General features: G+C 72.5%; 13 protein-coding genes and 1 pseudogene. 6 read left to right on the top strand and 8 right to left on the bottom strand.

The genetic code is table 11. The features are described 5' to 3' along the window. Positions 1–4 precede the first annotated feature (4 nt). Positions 5–754, bottom strand: coding sequence for a 3-oxoacyl-ACP reductase FabG (fabG, locus tag J5X75_RS10605; protein WP_208467177.1), 750 nt, complete (start codon positions 752–754; stop codon positions 5–7). Between the two features lie 17 nt (positions 755–771). Next, on the bottom strand, positions 772–1,920 hold the full coding sequence (locus J5X75_RS10600; RefSeq protein ID WP_208467176.1) for an acyl-CoA dehydrogenase family protein: 1,149 nt from the start codon (positions 1,918–1,920) through the stop codon (positions 772–774). Between the two features lie 91 nt (positions 1,921–2,011). Between J5X75_RS10600 and J5X75_RS10595 the strand changes: the two genes are divergently transcribed. Further along, a complete protein-coding gene (locus J5X75_RS10595) occupies positions 2,012–2,674 on the top strand; it encodes a TetR/AcrR family transcriptional regulator (RefSeq protein ID WP_208467175.1) in 663 nt (220 codons plus the stop codon). Here the strand turns inward: J5X75_RS10595 and J5X75_RS10590 are convergent, their stop codons facing one another. The 5 genes from J5X75_RS10590 to J5X75_RS10570 all read right to left on the bottom strand — a co-directional run bounded on the left by J5X75_RS10590 (position 2,675) and on the right by J5X75_RS10570 (position 7,077). Further along, positions 2,675–3,622, bottom strand: a complete 948-nt coding sequence (locus J5X75_RS10590) for an S-4TM family putative pore-forming effector (RefSeq protein ID WP_208467174.1) — start codon at positions 3,620–3,622, stop codon at positions 2,675–2,677. Between the two features lie 95 nt (positions 3,623–3,717). Beyond that, positions 3,718–4,893, bottom strand: a complete 1,176-nt coding sequence (locus J5X75_RS10585) for an ABC transporter permease (protein WP_208467409.1) — start codon at positions 4,891–4,893, stop codon at positions 3,718–3,720. A gap of 11 nt (positions 4,894–4,904) precedes the next feature. Beyond that, positions 4,905–5,573, bottom strand: coding sequence for an ABC transporter ATP-binding protein (locus tag J5X75_RS10580; RefSeq protein WP_208467173.1), 669 nt, complete (start codon positions 5,571–5,573; stop codon positions 4,905–4,907). Continuing rightward, positions 5,570–6,628 (bottom strand): efflux RND transporter periplasmic adaptor subunit, encoded by a 1,059-nt coding sequence (locus J5X75_RS10575; RefSeq protein ID WP_208467172.1) that lies wholly within the window; start codon positions 6,626–6,628, stop codon positions 5,570–5,572. The genes J5X75_RS10580 and J5X75_RS10575 overlap by 4 nt, the downstream gene beginning before the upstream one ends. Then, on the bottom strand, positions 6,625–7,077 hold the full coding sequence (locus J5X75_RS10570; RefSeq protein ID WP_208467171.1) for a hypothetical protein: 453 nt from the start codon (positions 7,075–7,077) through the stop codon (positions 6,625–6,627). Before J5X75_RS10570 ends, J5X75_RS10575 begins: the two co-directional genes overlap by 4 nt. Positions 7,078–7,193: 116 nt before the next feature. Here J5X75_RS10570 and J5X75_RS10565 point away from each other — a divergent pair, with 116 nt between their 5' ends. From J5X75_RS10565 to J5X75_RS10555, 3 genes are read left to right on the top strand one after another with little or no spacing between them, the layout of a single operon-like run. Beyond that, positions 7,194–7,850: a response regulator transcription factor gene (locus J5X75_RS10565; RefSeq protein WP_183222053.1), complete on the top strand. Its 657-nt coding sequence runs from the start codon at positions 7,194–7,196 to the stop codon at positions 7,848–7,850. Then, entirely contained in the window at positions 7,847–8,995 is a 1,149-nt protein-coding gene (locus tag J5X75_RS10560; protein WP_208467170.1) for a sensor histidine kinase, read from the top strand. Before J5X75_RS10565 ends, J5X75_RS10560 begins: the two co-directional genes overlap by 4 nt. A gap of 40 nt (positions 8,996–9,035) precedes the next feature. After that, the gene (locus tag J5X75_RS10555; protein WP_208467169.1) at positions 9,036–9,890 is read left to right on the top strand and encodes a L,D-transpeptidase; all 855 of its coding nucleotides are present in this window, start codon (positions 9,036–9,038) and stop codon (positions 9,888–9,890) included. Between the two features lie 114 nt (positions 9,891–10,004). Here J5X75_RS10555 and J5X75_RS10550 read toward each other — a convergent pair. Beyond that, positions 10,005–10,227: pseudogene (locus J5X75_RS10550) on the bottom strand (helix-turn-helix domain-containing protein); the annotation flags it as partial. Between the two features lie 183 nt (positions 10,228–10,410). Between J5X75_RS10550 and rho the strand changes: the two are divergent. Continuing rightward, a complete protein-coding gene (gene rho / locus J5X75_RS10545; protein ID WP_208467167.1) occupies positions 10,411–11,490 on the top strand; it encodes a transcription termination factor Rho in 1,080 nt (359 codons plus the stop codon). A 445-nt stretch (positions 11,491–11,935) separates the two neighbouring features. Further along, positions 11,936–13,438, top strand: coding sequence for a PP2C family protein-serine/threonine phosphatase (locus tag J5X75_RS10540; RefSeq protein WP_208467166.1), 1,503 nt, complete (start codon positions 11,936–11,938; stop codon positions 13,436–13,438). Positions 13,439–13,442 lie beyond the last annotated feature (4 nt).

Genomic DNA, 13,442 nt, shown 5'->3' with positions numbered 1-13,442 from the left:
CTTGCTAGAGACGGCGTCCGCCGTCGACGTAAATCGTCTGGCCGGTGACAAAGGATGCCGCGTCACTGGCCAGGAACGCGACCACCCGGGCCACGTCCTCCGGGCGGCCGACCCGGCGCAGCGGGGTGATTTCGGCGGCCTTGGCCCGCATGTCGGCGGCCGAGACGCCCACCCGGGCCGCGGTCGCGTCGGTCATCTCGGTGACGATGAAGCCGGGCGCCACCGCGTTGACGTTGATGTTGAACGGGCCGAGCTCCATGGCCAGCGTCCGGGTGAGGCCCTGGATGCCGGCCTTCGCGGCCGAGTAGTTGGCCTGGCCACGGTTGCCGAGCGCGGACACGCTCGACGTGTTGACGATCTTGCCGGACCGCTTCGGGACCATGTGCCGCTGCGCCGCCCGGCTGCACAGGAACGCGCCGCGCAGGTGCACGTTCATCACGATGTCCCAGTCCGACGCGGACATCTTGTGCAGCAGGTTGTCGCGGAGCACTCCGGCATTGTTCACCAGCACGTCCACCCCGCCCAGCTCACCGGCGACCTTGTTGATCACCGCGTCGACCTGGGCCTCGTCGGAGACGTCGCAGCCGAACGCGACGGCGGTGCCGCCGGACGACCGGATCCGGTCGACGGTCTCGGCGCAGGCCGGCTCGTCGAGGTCGAGCACCGCGACGGCGGCGCCCTCGCGGGCGAACTGGATGGCGGTGGCCGCGCCGATGCCGCGCGCGGCGCCGGTGACGATGGCTACCCGACTCATATGGCGAATCCCCTGTCTCAGAACGCGCTGATCCCGGTCAGCGCACGGCCGATGAGCAGTTTCTGGATCTGGCTGGTGCCCTCGTAGAGGGTGGTGACGCGGGCGTCGCGCATGGCCTTGCCGACCGGGAACTCGTCGACGTAGCCATACCCTCCGAAGATCTGGATGGCCTGGTTGGCGGCCTTGACGGCGCTCTCGGTGGCGAACAGCTTGGCCATCGACGCCTCGGTCCGGAACGGCAGCCCCCGGTCGACCAGGTCGGCGGCGCGCCAGACGAGCAGGCGGGCGGCGTCGGTCTCGACCGCCATGTCGGCGATCATCTCCTGGACCAGCTGGTAGCCGGCGATCGGTTTGCCGAACTGGGTGCGGTCCTTCGCATAGGCGATCGAAGCCTCGAGACAGCCGCGGGCCAGGCCGACCGAGCCCGAGGCCACCGCGATCCGGCCCTTGTCCAGCGCGGTCATCGCGATCGTGAAGCCGTCTCCCTCGGCACCGAGACGGGCGTCGTCACCCACTCTGACCTCGTCGAGGCTGATCGACGCGGTCGCCTGGCCGCGCAGGCCGAGCTTGCCCTTGATCTCATTCCGGACGAATCCGGCTTCATCCGTCGGCACCAGGAAGGCGGTGATGCCCTTCGGGCCCGGCCCACCGGTACGCGCGAAGATCAGCGCCACGCCGGCCCAGGTGCCGTTGGTGATGAAGATCTTCTCACCGGAGAGCACCCAGTCGTCGCCGTCGCGGACCGCCCTGGTGATCAGCGAGCCGGCGTCCGAGCCGGTGCCGGGCTCGGTGAGCCCGAAGCAGCCGAGGATCTCGCCGGAGCACAGGGCCGGCAGCCATCTCTCTCGTTGGGACGACGTCCCGTACGCCTGGATGCTCTTGGCGACCAGGCCCAGCGAGACCGACACGATGCCGCGCACCGAGGTGTCGCCGCGACCGAGCTCCTCCATCATAAGGGCGTAGGTGAGGAAGTCCCCACCCGAGCCGCCCCACGCCTCGTCGATTCCGAGGCCGAGAAAGCCCAGGTCGGCGAGTTTGCCGACGATCTTCGTGTCGACCTGTTCGGCGCGGTCCCACTCTCCCGCGTGCGGCACCACCTCCCGGTCGACCCACTCGCGGGCGAGATCACGGAACTGCTGCTGCTCCGCCGTCAGGCTGAGATCCACGGCGACTCCCTGGATTTACTGAACACTGTCAGGTTTCTCGGGCCATGCTAACTTAACACCGTTAGTTGGACCAAGTCCCTGGGAGGACCGCATGCCCCGGCCGACGACGCCGCTGCTGAGCCAGGCCGGCATCCGCGCCTCCGCCCTGGAGATCATCGACCGGGAGGGGCTGGACGGGCTGAGCATGCGCAAGCTGGCGGCCGCCCTCGGGGTGAGCGCCCCCGCGCTGTACTTCCACTACCCCACCAAGGAGCACCTGCTCGACGACGTGGCCAGCGAGATCATGGAGAAGGTGGACGTCACCGCCTTCACCCACGGCTGGCGGGAGGGCCTGCTCACCTGGGCCCGCTCCTACCGGGCGGCGCTCGCCGAGCACCCCAACATCGTCCCGTTCCTGGCCCGCGGCCCCGGCCAGCGGGACGCCTCGCTGCGCCGCGCCGACGCCATCCACGGCGGCCTGGTCGCCGCCGGCTGGCCGCCACGGGAGGCCACGATGATCGGCGCCTCCACGAAGTACCTGGTCCTCGGCGCGGCGATGGGCTCCTTCTCCCGCGGGTTCGTCGACGACGTGCAGGTCTACCTGGACCGTTACCCGTCCCTCGCCGACGCGCACCGGCTGCGCGAGCACGCCGACGCGGTCGACCGGGACAGCTTCGAGTTCGCCCTGCTGATGTTCGTCGACGGCCTCGCCGCCCGCCTCGGCCGGCCACCCGAGAGCGGCGGGGCGTCGGGGCCGGCGCCCCGCCGCGGGTGATCACGACCGGCGCAGGCCGGCGTTCAGCAGATCCCGGCGGGTCTCGGCCAGACCGGCCGTGAAGTCGCTGCTGTCCTGGACGAAGTAGCGGTGGAAGAACCACGACGGCACCCGGGGCGCCCGCCGCCGGGCCAGGAAGAGCTGGTCCTGCACCTGCCGGGCCAGCAGCCACAGGTCCTGGGTCACCACCGGGTCCTGGGCGGTCGCCGCGCTCTGCAGGCAGCGGGACCGGGACCAGCGGGCCACCCGGCGCCGTTCGTCGTAGATGCCGCGCTGCTCGCGGAACGTGTCCCAGCCCAGCATCAGCATGCCGAGCGACGGGACACACCACTGGACCACGAAGTCGGTGACCGTCGAGTCGCGGAGCATCGCCGTCAGCAGACCGACCCCGGCCCAGGCGAGCAACCCGACCAGGACGGCCTTGGCGTACCGGCGGCGGACCCGGCCGCCCCAGGCGAGGTTGAGCTGCTGACGGATCAGCACGTCGAACGGGGACGGCAGGTTCGGCATCGCGTACGACGCCCGCAACGAGGTCTCCGAACCGCGGAACCGGCTGCTCAGCTTGTGCACGTCCTCGGCCGGCACCTCGTCACCGGCCAGCACGTGATTCCACCGCAGGTGGAACAGCCGCACCTCGAAGGCCTCCTGGAGCAGTGCGGCACGGCGGAGCTCCTGCTGCGCCCAGGACGACAGCCCGAACGAGTAGACCAGCGCCCAGAACGCCCCGGCCACGGTCACCGTGATGCTCAGCGAGCGGATGAACGGCGTCGAGTTCAGCGAACCGGCGAAGACCGTGCAGAGCCCGAGCGCGGCGAGCGTGACCGAGATGGCGATCCGTAGCGCAGCGAGACGGCGAACCCGGGCGTGCGACACCGTCATCGCTCGAATCAGGTGACAGAGCGTCGGCTCCAGCTGCCGCTGCCGCACCACTGATCTCCGCTCGGACATGCGCGCCACCGCCTGCCACGGATCACATCGGATACCGCCAAGATTAGCTCCCGATAGCAGAAATGTTCTTCTATATCTCCAGATAGCGGTAAGGTTTAAGGCGATTGGAGGGCCGCCGTCGGGGAGAGCCGAGCGGCGCGTACCGCTGGGTAGAGTCCGGCCACCCCGCCGATGAGGAGGGTGGCGGCCAGCCCTCCGGCGAGCGCCCACTCGGGAATCACCCACGGCCACTGCTCGTACGCGGCGTAACCGACCGTCACGACCACCCCCGACAGCACGCCACCCGCCCCGCCGAGCGCCGACAGCAGAAGCGACTCGGCCAGGAACTGGACCCGCACCTGCTCCCGGGTGGCGCCCAGCGCCCGCCGCAGGCCGATCTCCGGGCGCCGCTCCAGCACCGAGATGACCATCGTGTTGGCCACCCCGACGCCGCCGACCAGCAACGCCACCGCCCCGACGCCGAGCAGCAGCCCGGCGAACGCCTGGTTGGTGGCCTGCTTGGCGGCCAGCGCGTCGGACGGCCGGGACACGCTCACCTCGTTGGGGGCGGCCGGGTTCGCGGTCGCCGGAAGCAGCTCACGCACCTCTTCCAGGCGGCTCTCCACCGACCGGGTGTAGACCGTGGTGGCGTGGTCGTCGAAGTCCAGCCACCGGATCGCGGCCGGCCAGCCGAGCAGGACGGCGCTGTCCAGTTCGGCGGCGAGCGGCACCGGGTCCAGGATGCCCACGACGGTGCACCGGACGCCGCCGACGAGGATCTGGGTGTCCGGCCCGGCCGCGCCGATGCCGAGCCGCCGGGCCGCGTCCGCGCCGAGCACCACGGCCGGGTAGCCGCCGGTCGCCGCGTTCAGCCAGACCCCGTCGCGCAGGGTCGCGCCGACCGTGCCGGGCAGGCTCTCCCGGGCCGCGTACGCCACCAGGCCGTTGGTCTGCGCCTCCGGGATCTCCGCCGACCGGTACACCTTGGCGCCGTCGACCCGCCCGATGGCGGACAGCCGCTCCACCGCGTCCACCCGCCCGATCATCGACTCCGCCTCCAGCGGCAGTTCCGCCTCCTCGCCGAGGATGGTGTTGCCGGGCTGGACGGTCAGCAGGTTGGTGCCGAGCGCGGACAGGGTGCGGTCGAGTTCGGCGCCGGACGACGACGAGATCCCGACCACCGCAACCATGGCGGCGATGCCGATGGCGATGCCCAGCGCGGACAGGAACGCCCGCATCGGCCGGGTCCGCAGGCCGACCCCGCCGACCCGGACCACGTCGGCGAACGGCATCCGGGCCGGCCTCACGCCGTCACCCGCTCGGTGAGCACCCGGCCGTCGCGCATCCGGATCTGGCGGGGCAGCGACGCGGCGATCTCCCGGTCGTGCGTGATGATCACGACCGTGGTGCCGGCCTCGTTGAGTTCGGTGAGCAGCTCCATGACGCCCTCGCCGGAACGGGAGTCGAGCGCCCCGGTCGGCTCGTCGGCCAGCAGCAGCGGCGGCCGGCCGACCACCGCGCGGGCGATCGCCACCCGCTGCTTCTCGCCGCCGGACAACTCGTGCGGATCGTGGCGCAGCCGATGGCCGAGACCGACCCGGTCCAGGGCCTCGGCCGCCCGGCGCCGCCGTTCCGGGCGCCGGATCCCCTGGTAGAGCAGGCCGTCCGCGACGTTGTCCAGCGCGCTGGTCCCGGCCGCCAGGTGGAACTGCTGGAAGACGAACCCGATGCGGGTGGCCCGCAGCGCCGACAGCCGCCGGTCGGACAGTCCGGCCACGTCGTGCCCGTCGATGCGGACCGTGCCGGAGGTGGGCCGGTCCAGGGTGCCGATCAGGTTGAGCACCGTGGACTTGCCGGAGCCGGACGGTCCGACCACGGCCACCAGCTCACCCGGCTCGACACGGGCGGTCACCCGGTCCAGCGCGGTCACCCCGCCCGGGTAGGTCTTGGACACCTCGATCAGCTCGATCATCCGGGCACCCCCACGGTCATGCCCTCGGCCAGGCCGTCCCCGGTCACCTCGACCCGGCCGTCGGCGAACAGCCCGGTCCGCACCGGCACCCGGCGTACCGCGCCACCGTCGACCACCTCGACCAGGAAGCCGCCGCCCGGCGCCGCGAGCAGCGCGGCCACCGGCACGGTCAGCACGTTCCTGCGCTCGGCGGCGGTGAACGTGACGTCCACGGCCGCCGACCCGAGCTCACCGGCCACCTTGGCGTCGGTGAGGGTCACCTGCACCTCGGCCTCGGTGGTCGGGTCGTCGCCGGCCTTCTCCGCGGGCTCGATGACGGTGGCCGTCTCGGTGACCTTCCCGGTCGTGGTCCGCCCACCGGGCAGGGTGATCTCGGCGGCGGCGCCCACCTTCGCCACGGCGGCGTCGGCCACGTCCAGGCGTACCGTGATCACCTTGCCGGTACGGGTCCAGGTGAGCAGCTCCCGGCCCGGCCCGACGGCCTGGCCCACCTCGGCGATCAGGGAGTCCACCCGGACCGCGCCGGAGGCGAAGACCACCTGGCCCAGCGCGACCACCCCGGTCTCCGGCAGCCCGTTGTCCTCCTGCCACTGTTCGACCGCCGAAGCGGTCGAGGAGGTGTACTCGTCGTCGGCGGTGAAGCCGTCGTAGCCGAGAGCGGCCAGGTTGCGTTCCAGCTGGGCGACGTCCCGGCCCTCCGCGCCGGGAGACAACGACCGGTACGCGGGAGTCGTGCCGTACATCAGCACGGCCGGATCGTCGTCGATGCGGTGGAGCGGCTTCCCACGGGTCACCGTCGCGCCGCTGTCCGGCAGCCAGGTGACGGTCCCGTTCCGCCGGGCCGCGGCGGTACGCGTCGGCCCGTACCCCAGCTCCCCGTCGGCCTCCACCGACTCGCGCAACGTCTGCCGGCTGACCGTGGCGCTGGCCGGCGGTAGCCGGTTCTCCGCGCCGGAACCGGCGCCCGCCTCGGGGCGGGCCACCAGCACCGCGGCCGTGCCCGCCGAGGCGATCACCACCACCCCGGCGACCACGGTGAGAGTACGACCGCTCATCGGGCACCCTGCATGATCGACGCGCAGGCCTTCTCGGCGGCCTCGAAGTCGGGATCCTCGGCAACGCCGCCGTCGATGCGGATCCCGCCGTTCTCCGGGTCGGGGAAGGCCTCGACCCCGTTGTCGCGCATGCACTGGGACTGCTCGCGCATCCGCTCCTCCTGCTTCGGGTCGGGCGCGCCGCCGCCGAGCGCCCCGGACGGCGCCCACTCCCGGCAGGCCTCCATGGCGGCCTGCACCTTGCGCTGGTCGCTGTCCGGCCCGAACTTGAGCGTCATGCCCTTGCCCGGTTCCGGGTCGGGCACGTCCAGACCCTGCTCCCGCAGGCACTGGGCGAACCTCAGATTGCGGGCGTCCGGGTCGGCGGACGGCGCCGTCGACGGCTTTTCTCCGCCCGCGCAGCCACCGAGCACCAGGGCGAGCGCCACACCCACGATTGCCAACCGCATGATCTCTTCTCCTTCGAACGGGAACTCGGGCCCCGATGCAACGCGGCGGGCTGTTTCCGCGGCGTTTGCCGAAATGCCAACAGCGCGGAAACGCCGCGGGTGGCAGCATCGGGCGCATGCGGATCCTGGTGGTGGAGGACGAGCAACTGCTCGCGGACGCGATCGCCGAGTGGCTGCGGGAGGAGACCCACGCGGTCGACGTGGCCGGTGACGGCGCGGCCGCCCTGGAACGCGTCGACGTCAACGACTACGACGTGGTGATCCTGGACCGCGATCTGCCCCGGGTGCACGGCGACGAGGTGTGCCGCCGGATGGTGTCGGCCGGCGCCGAACCCCGGATCCTGATGCTGACCGCCGCCGCCGAGGTCACCGACCGGGTGGGCGGTCTGTCGCTGGGCGCCGACGACTACCTGACCAAGCCGTTCGCCATGCCGGAGCTGGCCGCCCGGGTGCTCGCGCTGGGCCGCCGCACCCGGCCGGGCAGCCCGCCGGTGCTGCGGCGGGCCGGCATCACCCTGGATCCGGCCCGCCGCGAGGTCACCCGGGACGGCCGGTACGTCTCGCTGTCGAAGAAGGAGTTCGCCGTGCTGTTCGAACTGCTGCGCGCGGACGGGGCGGTGGTCTCCGCCGAGCATCTGCTGGAGAAGGCCTGGGACGAGAACGCCGACCCGTTCACCGGCGCCGTCCGGCTCGCCATCCTCAAGCTGCGCCGCAAACTGGGCGACCCGCAGGTGATCGAGACCCTGCCCGGCGTCGGGTACCGGATCCCATGAGACCGACCCTGCGGCTACGGCTCACCCTGGTCTACTTCGGCTTCTTCATGATCGCCGGGGTGGTGCTGCTCGGCATCACGTACGTGCTGTTCCGCCAGAAGCTGCCGCTCTCGCTGATACCGCCGAGCGGCGACCGGGATCTCAAGCGGATCCTGCACGTCAACGACGTCGTGCTCACCGGCGACGCGGCGGACCGGTTCATGGAGGCGCAGGCCGCCGAGGTGAGCCGCTCGCTGCTCCAGATGGAGGCGGTGGCGCTGGTCCTGGTGGCGGTGGTCGCGCTGGCGTCCGCGTGGGCGCTGACCGGCCGGATGCTGAGCCCGCTGCACCGGGTCACCGCCACCGCCCGCCGGATCGCCGCCACCCCGGCCGGCGAGCGCGGCCTGCACCAGCGGATCGACCTGCACGGCCCGGACGACGAGGTGAAGGAGCTGGCCGACACGTTCGACAGCATGGTGGAGCGGCTGGAGCACACCTTCGGCGCGCAACGGCGGTTCGTGGCGAACGCGTCACACGAGCTGCGTACCCCGCTGACCCTGAATCGGGCCCTGGTCGAGCTGGCCATGCACCGCCGGGCCGCCTCCCCCGACGTGCTGCGCCTCGGCGAGGACCTGCTGAGGATCAACGACCGGCACGAGCGGCTGATCGAGGGGCTGCTGCTGCTCGCCCGGTCCGAACAGGAACTCGCCGACCACTCCCCGGTCGACCTGGCCGACGTGGCGGTGCACGTGGCCGAGCAGACCGCCGCCGAGGCCGCCACCGCCGACGTCAAGGTCACCGTGGTGGCCGGGGCGGCCCCGGCCACCGGGGACGGGCTGCTGCTCGAACAGATGATCCGCAACCTGGTGGAGAACGGCATCCGGCACAACACCGGGCCGGGCGGCTGGGTACGGGTGGAGAGCGGCCCCGGCCCGTCGATCACGGTCAGCAACAGTGGGCCAGTGGTGCCGCCCTACGACCTGCCGACCCTGTTCGAGCCGTTCCGGCGCCTCGACGGGGACCGCATCACCTCGGCCAAGGGGTCCGGGCTGGGCCTGTCGATCGTCCGGTCGGTCGCCCAGGCGCACGGCGGCACGGTCACCGCCTGGCCGCGTGAGGGCGGTGGGCTGGTCATGACCGTCACGCTGCCGGTCGCGGGCGGATAGGGCGGTAATCGCCTCGAACGGACGACGCTACCCTGGGCGGATGCCGACCAGCCGGACCCGCGTGCACCTGCTGCTGCTGACGGCGGCCACCCTGATCGTCGCCCTGATCGTGGTGGTCGGGCTGGCCCGCGGAAACGAGCCGGACCCGGCCACGTTCAGCGACCCGTCCCCGGCCGTCACGCTGCCGAGCGCCACCGCGCCGACCGTGCCGGCCGCCACCACGCCGCCGGACGGCCTGCCGGTGATCGCCTACGCGGACGGCCCGCGCGGCCTGCCCGCCGACCCCGACCCGGAGTCGGTGACCGCCCTCACCGAGGCGCTGCGCCCGCGGACCAGGATGGCGCTGTACGACGCCCCCGGCGGCCGCCCCCGCGCCTGGCTGCCGCCCCGGATCAGCGGCCTGTCGGTCGTCGCCCCGATCGTCGCCCGGCAGAACGGCTGGGCCGCCGTGCTGGTCCCGGCCGCCAACCGCACCGTCGGCTGGGTGCCGGAGGCCGGCTGGCAGCCCGAGCCGCTGCGCGACCAGCTCGTCGTCGACCTGGGCGAACGCCGCCTCACCTGGCTGCGCGAGGGCGCCGAGCAGGCCCGTTGGACCGTGGCGATCGGCGCCGAGGCCACCCCCACGCCGCTCGGCCGCACCTTCGTGATGGGCCACACCGGCACGTCCGGCAGCGTCTACGCCGGGCTGGACGCGCTGGTGCTCGGCTCGGTCCCGGAGGAGCCGGAGAAGATGGCGGCCAGTCTCCAGAAGGCGCACACCGGCATCCACGCGTGGGCGAACAGTTCCGTCTTCGGCAAGGACGTCTCCAACGGCTGCGTCCGCACACCGGCCGCGGTCCAGCGCAAACTGCTCGATCAGCTGGACCCGGGAACCCCGGTCGTGGTCACAGCCTGACCGGCTGCGCCACCGAGGCGCAGCGCATCCACCGGCCCACCGAGCACCGCGGGCCACCGCCCCGGTTGGCCGCCAGCCGGGTGACCAGCTTCGCGGCCGGCGCCGCCTCGCGCAGCATCTCCCGGCGCACCTCGTCGAGCAGATCCGGCATCGCCAGGCCGAGCGCCCGGCAGATCGCCGCGAGCACCTCCGACGACGCCTCCTTGGTGCCGCGTTCCACTTCGGAGAGGTACGGCAGCGACACCCCGGCCGCCGCGGCCACCTCCCGCAACGTCCGGCCCTGACCCAGCCGGATGCGCCGCAGCACCGCCCCGATGACCCGCCGCAACAGTGGCATGCCCCGTCTTCCCTCCGCCGACTCGTCCGCTGCCATCATGGCCCGGCGCGCCCGGCGGTGCTACGGTAGGGCCAACCGGATCCCGGATGCAGGCGTTCTCATCGCCCCCGCTGATCCACTTCCCCGAGCCGTTCCACCGGCTTTCCGCGCCGTCGGCGCGCTCTTTCGAATCGAGTCACCACCATGACCAGTCCCGTCCCCGTGGACGGTCTCGTCGACCTCGTCGACGACCGTCCCTGGCTCCGTACCGACGGCTACGCGCCGTCCCCCGGCGACCTTCCGATCGCCACCTCCGAGATGCGCCGCCTGCGCCTGCGCCGCGGCGACCACATCACCGGCCAGGCCGTCGGCCGCCCCGCGAAGCTCCAGCTCACCGCGGTCAACGGCCGACCGCCCGGGCCCCGGCCCGACTTCTACCAGCGGGTGTCGCTGCACCCGCACGAACGGCTGCGCCTGGAGACCGAACCGCACCTGCTGACCACCCGTGTCATCGACCTGTTCATGCCGATCGGCAAGGGCCAGCGTGCCCTGATCGTCGCCCCGCCGATGGCCGGCAAGACCACGATCCTGCACGAGACGGCCCGGGCGATCGCCCGCAACCATCCCGACTGCCACCTCATGGTCCTGCTCATCGACGAGCGCCCCGAGGAGGTGACCGACATGCGCCGCTCGGTGAAGGGCGAGGTGATCGCCGCGACCTTCGACCGGCCGCCGCACGAGCACACCCGCATCGCCGAACTCGCCGCCGAACGCGCGAAACGCCTGGCCGAACAGGGTGAGGACGTCGTCCTGCTGCTCGACTCGATCACCCGCCTGGCGCGCGCCCACAATCTGCTGGCGCCGGCCCGGGGCCGCACTCTCACCGGCGGCCTGGACACCTCCGCCCTGCACCCGCCGAAACGCCTGCTGGGCGCGGCCCGCGCCTTCGAGGGCGGCGGCTCGGTCACGATCATCGCGACCGCGCTGGTGGAGAACGGCTCGGCCATGGACGGCGTGATCTTCGAGGAGTTCAAGAGCACCGGCAACGCCGAACTCAAGCTGGACCGCTCCCTCGCCGAGGCGCGCGTCTTCCCGGCCGTGGACGTGCCCGCCTCCGGCACCCGCCACGACGAGCTGCTCCTGCACCCGGACGAGCTCGCCGCCACGGCCCGGCTGCGCCGCGCCGTCTCCGGCCGCGAAAACCTGGCCCAGCTGCTCAAACAGCTTCGCGCGACGCCCAGCAACGCGGTCTTCCTTCACAAGATCTCTTCATCGTACGGGTGAGCCGGGTCCCGCCGATCCCCGCGAGCTCCCCGCGCCGTCCCGGCCGTGCCGCGCCCGCCGGGCGTGACCGCGCCGTCCCCCTCACCCCACGGCCGGCCTTCAGCGCTGTTTCGAGGAGCCCTCACGGCCCCGCTGGACCACCGAGCTCAGCCCGGCGGGCGCGGCACAGGCTCGCGTGGCAGGTGGTCGCGGGGTGCCGCGGAGCGGCCGCCGTTGCCGGGGGCGGGGCAGCCCGTACCGGAAAGGGGTCAGGTCAGGCGATCGATGGCCGCCTTCGCCTCGGCGAGGGTGACACCGGTGTGCTCGCGATAGGCCTTCACCGCCTGGATCTTGCGACCGTTGCGGAGATGGTCCAGAGGATCAGGACGAGCGGTGTCAGAAGAAGAAGTACGTCCACAGCAGGATGGTGACACCCGACCGCCGTCCGCACCGATAGGCTGCTCGGATGGCGGACGAGGCCGTGGTGCGGGAGTTGCTCGCCGCGATTCCGGTGGGCTGCACCTGGATCGTGCCCGTGCGCGGCCCTTCCGGTGAGCTGCGGGATTTCCGGATCGCCGCGACCAGCGACCGGACCCGGGACATCTTCGGACGGGGCACCCAGCGGGTCGACAGTCTGCTCGGCGAGCTGTACCCGGCCCTGGTCGGCGGTCCGTTGTGGAATCTGTACACCGAGGTGCTGGAGACCGGCGTCCCGGGGCGGATGGACGAGTTCCGGCACGAGGAGACGCGCACCGGCGCGGTGGCCGAGTCCCGTTTCGAGATCAGCGTCTACCGGGTGCTGGGCGGGCTGCTGATCTGGTGGGAGCGGGTCGACGAGTACCAGCGCCGCCTGGAGCACACCGAGGTTCTGGGCAGTCTCGGCTGGGCGGAGTACGACCTGGTCACCGGCCGCAGCGACTGGTCTCCGGGGATGTACCGGATCTTCGGCCGGGATCCGGCGGACGGGCCGCTGTCACGGACCGATCAGGCGCGGGCCATGCTGCCGGAGGACCGCGGCATCGCCGAGACCGCGTGGCAGACGCTGGACAGCGGCGCCACCTCCGACGTGACCGTCCGGTTCCTGATCGGCGAGCAGGCCAAACATCTGCGGATCCTGTCCGACGTGGCCCGGGACGCGGCCGGGGCGCCGGTGAAGATCTACGCCGTGGTGCAGGACGTGACGGCGCGGGTCGACTCGCGGACCGAGATCGAGCGGCTCAGCGACAAACTGCGGACCCGGGAGATGACCGCGCTGGCCGAGCACCGTCTGGCCGGCCAGTTGCAGAACATGATCCAGCCGGTGCCGGCGGCGCCGTTCGCCCTGGCCGGTCTGGAGGCGATGGTCAGCTATCTGCCGGCCGAGAGCGCCGTCCAGGTGGGCGGCGACTGGTACCACGCCCAGAACCTGGAGGACGGCCGGGTGGCGCTGGCCATCGGCGACGTGGCCGGGCACGGTCTGGAGGCGGCCAGCGGGATGGCGCATCTGCGGTTCGCCCTGGTGGCGTGGCTGTCGATCGGCATCCACGCACCCGGCGAGCTGCTCCGGCACATGAACCGGCTGTGCGCCCAGCTCGGCATCACCGGCACCGCGCTGGTGGCGATCTACGACCCGCGGACCCGCTCGCTGCCGTGGGCGCGGGCCGGCCACCTGGCACCGCTGCTCGGCCGGGCCGGCGCGAGCCGCGAACTGGACCGCCCGCCGGGCCTGCTGCTGGGCGCCGAGCCGGAGACCGCCTTCCCGGAGGTGAGCGCCGAGCTGGAGCCGGGCGATCTGGTCCTGTTCTTCACCGACGGCCTGGTGGAGCGTCGCGACCTGGGCGCCGACGGCCGGTCGGCGGAGGTCCGCGCCCACCTGTCGGCCGTCTCCGCCGACCCGGGCACGGCGCCGCTGCCGCGTATCCACCGGCTGCTCTACGCCCCGAGCCCGGACGACGACACCTGCACTCTCGCGGTCCGCGTGCTGGGTTAGCCAG

This window comes from Actinoplanes flavus (genome assembly GCF_017592555.1).
In the GTDB taxonomy this organism is placed as follows: domain Bacteria; phylum Actinomycetota; class Actinomycetes; order Mycobacteriales; family Micromonosporaceae; genus Actinoplanes; species Actinoplanes flavus.
The sequence above is the reverse complement of the archived record's forward strand: the minus strand, read 5'-3'. Positions and strand labels throughout refer to the sequence as shown.

What these genes read in the sequence shown, in the direction of transcription:
- fabG (WP_208467177.1), bottom strand. Translation starts at nt 754, where the DNA reads ATGAGTCGGGTAGCCATCGTCACCGGCGCCGCGCGCGGCATCGGCGCG.
- J5X75_RS10595 (WP_208467175.1), top strand. Translation starts at nt 2,012, where the DNA reads ATGCCCCGGCCGACGACGCCGCTGCTGAGCCAGGCCGGCATCCGCGCC.
- J5X75_RS10590 (WP_208467174.1), bottom strand. Translation starts at nt 3,622, where the DNA reads ATGTCCGAGCGGAGATCAGTGGTGCGGCAGCGGCAGCTGGAGCCGACG.
- J5X75_RS10585 (WP_208467409.1), bottom strand. Translation starts at nt 4,893, where the DNA reads ATGCCGTTCGCCGACGTGGTCCGGGTCGGCGGGGTCGGCCTGCGGACC.
- J5X75_RS10580 (WP_208467173.1), bottom strand. Translation starts at nt 5,573, where the DNA reads ATGATCGAGCTGATCGAGGTGTCCAAGACCTACCCGGGCGGGGTGACC.
- J5X75_RS10575 (WP_208467172.1), bottom strand. Translation starts at nt 6,628, where the DNA reads ATGAGCGGTCGTACTCTCACCGTGGTCGCCGGGGTGGTGGTGATCGCC.
- J5X75_RS10570 (WP_208467171.1), bottom strand. Translation starts at nt 7,077, where the DNA reads ATGCGGTTGGCAATCGTGGGTGTGGCGCTCGCCCTGGTGCTCGGTGGC.
- J5X75_RS10565 (WP_183222053.1), top strand. Translation starts at nt 7,194, where the DNA reads ATGCGGATCCTGGTGGTGGAGGACGAGCAACTGCTCGCGGACGCGATC.
- J5X75_RS10560 (WP_208467170.1), top strand. Translation starts at nt 7,847, where the DNA reads ATGAGACCGACCCTGCGGCTACGGCTCACCCTGGTCTACTTCGGCTTC.
- J5X75_RS10555 (WP_208467169.1), top strand. Translation starts at nt 9,036, where the DNA reads ATGCCGACCAGCCGGACCCGCGTGCACCTGCTGCTGCTGACGGCGGCC.
- rho (WP_208467167.1), top strand. Translation starts at nt 10,411, where the DNA reads ATGACCAGTCCCGTCCCCGTGGACGGTCTCGTCGACCTCGTCGACGAC.
- J5X75_RS10540 (WP_208467166.1), top strand. Translation starts at nt 11,936, where the DNA reads ATGGCGGACGAGGCCGTGGTGCGGGAGTTGCTCGCCGCGATTCCGGTG.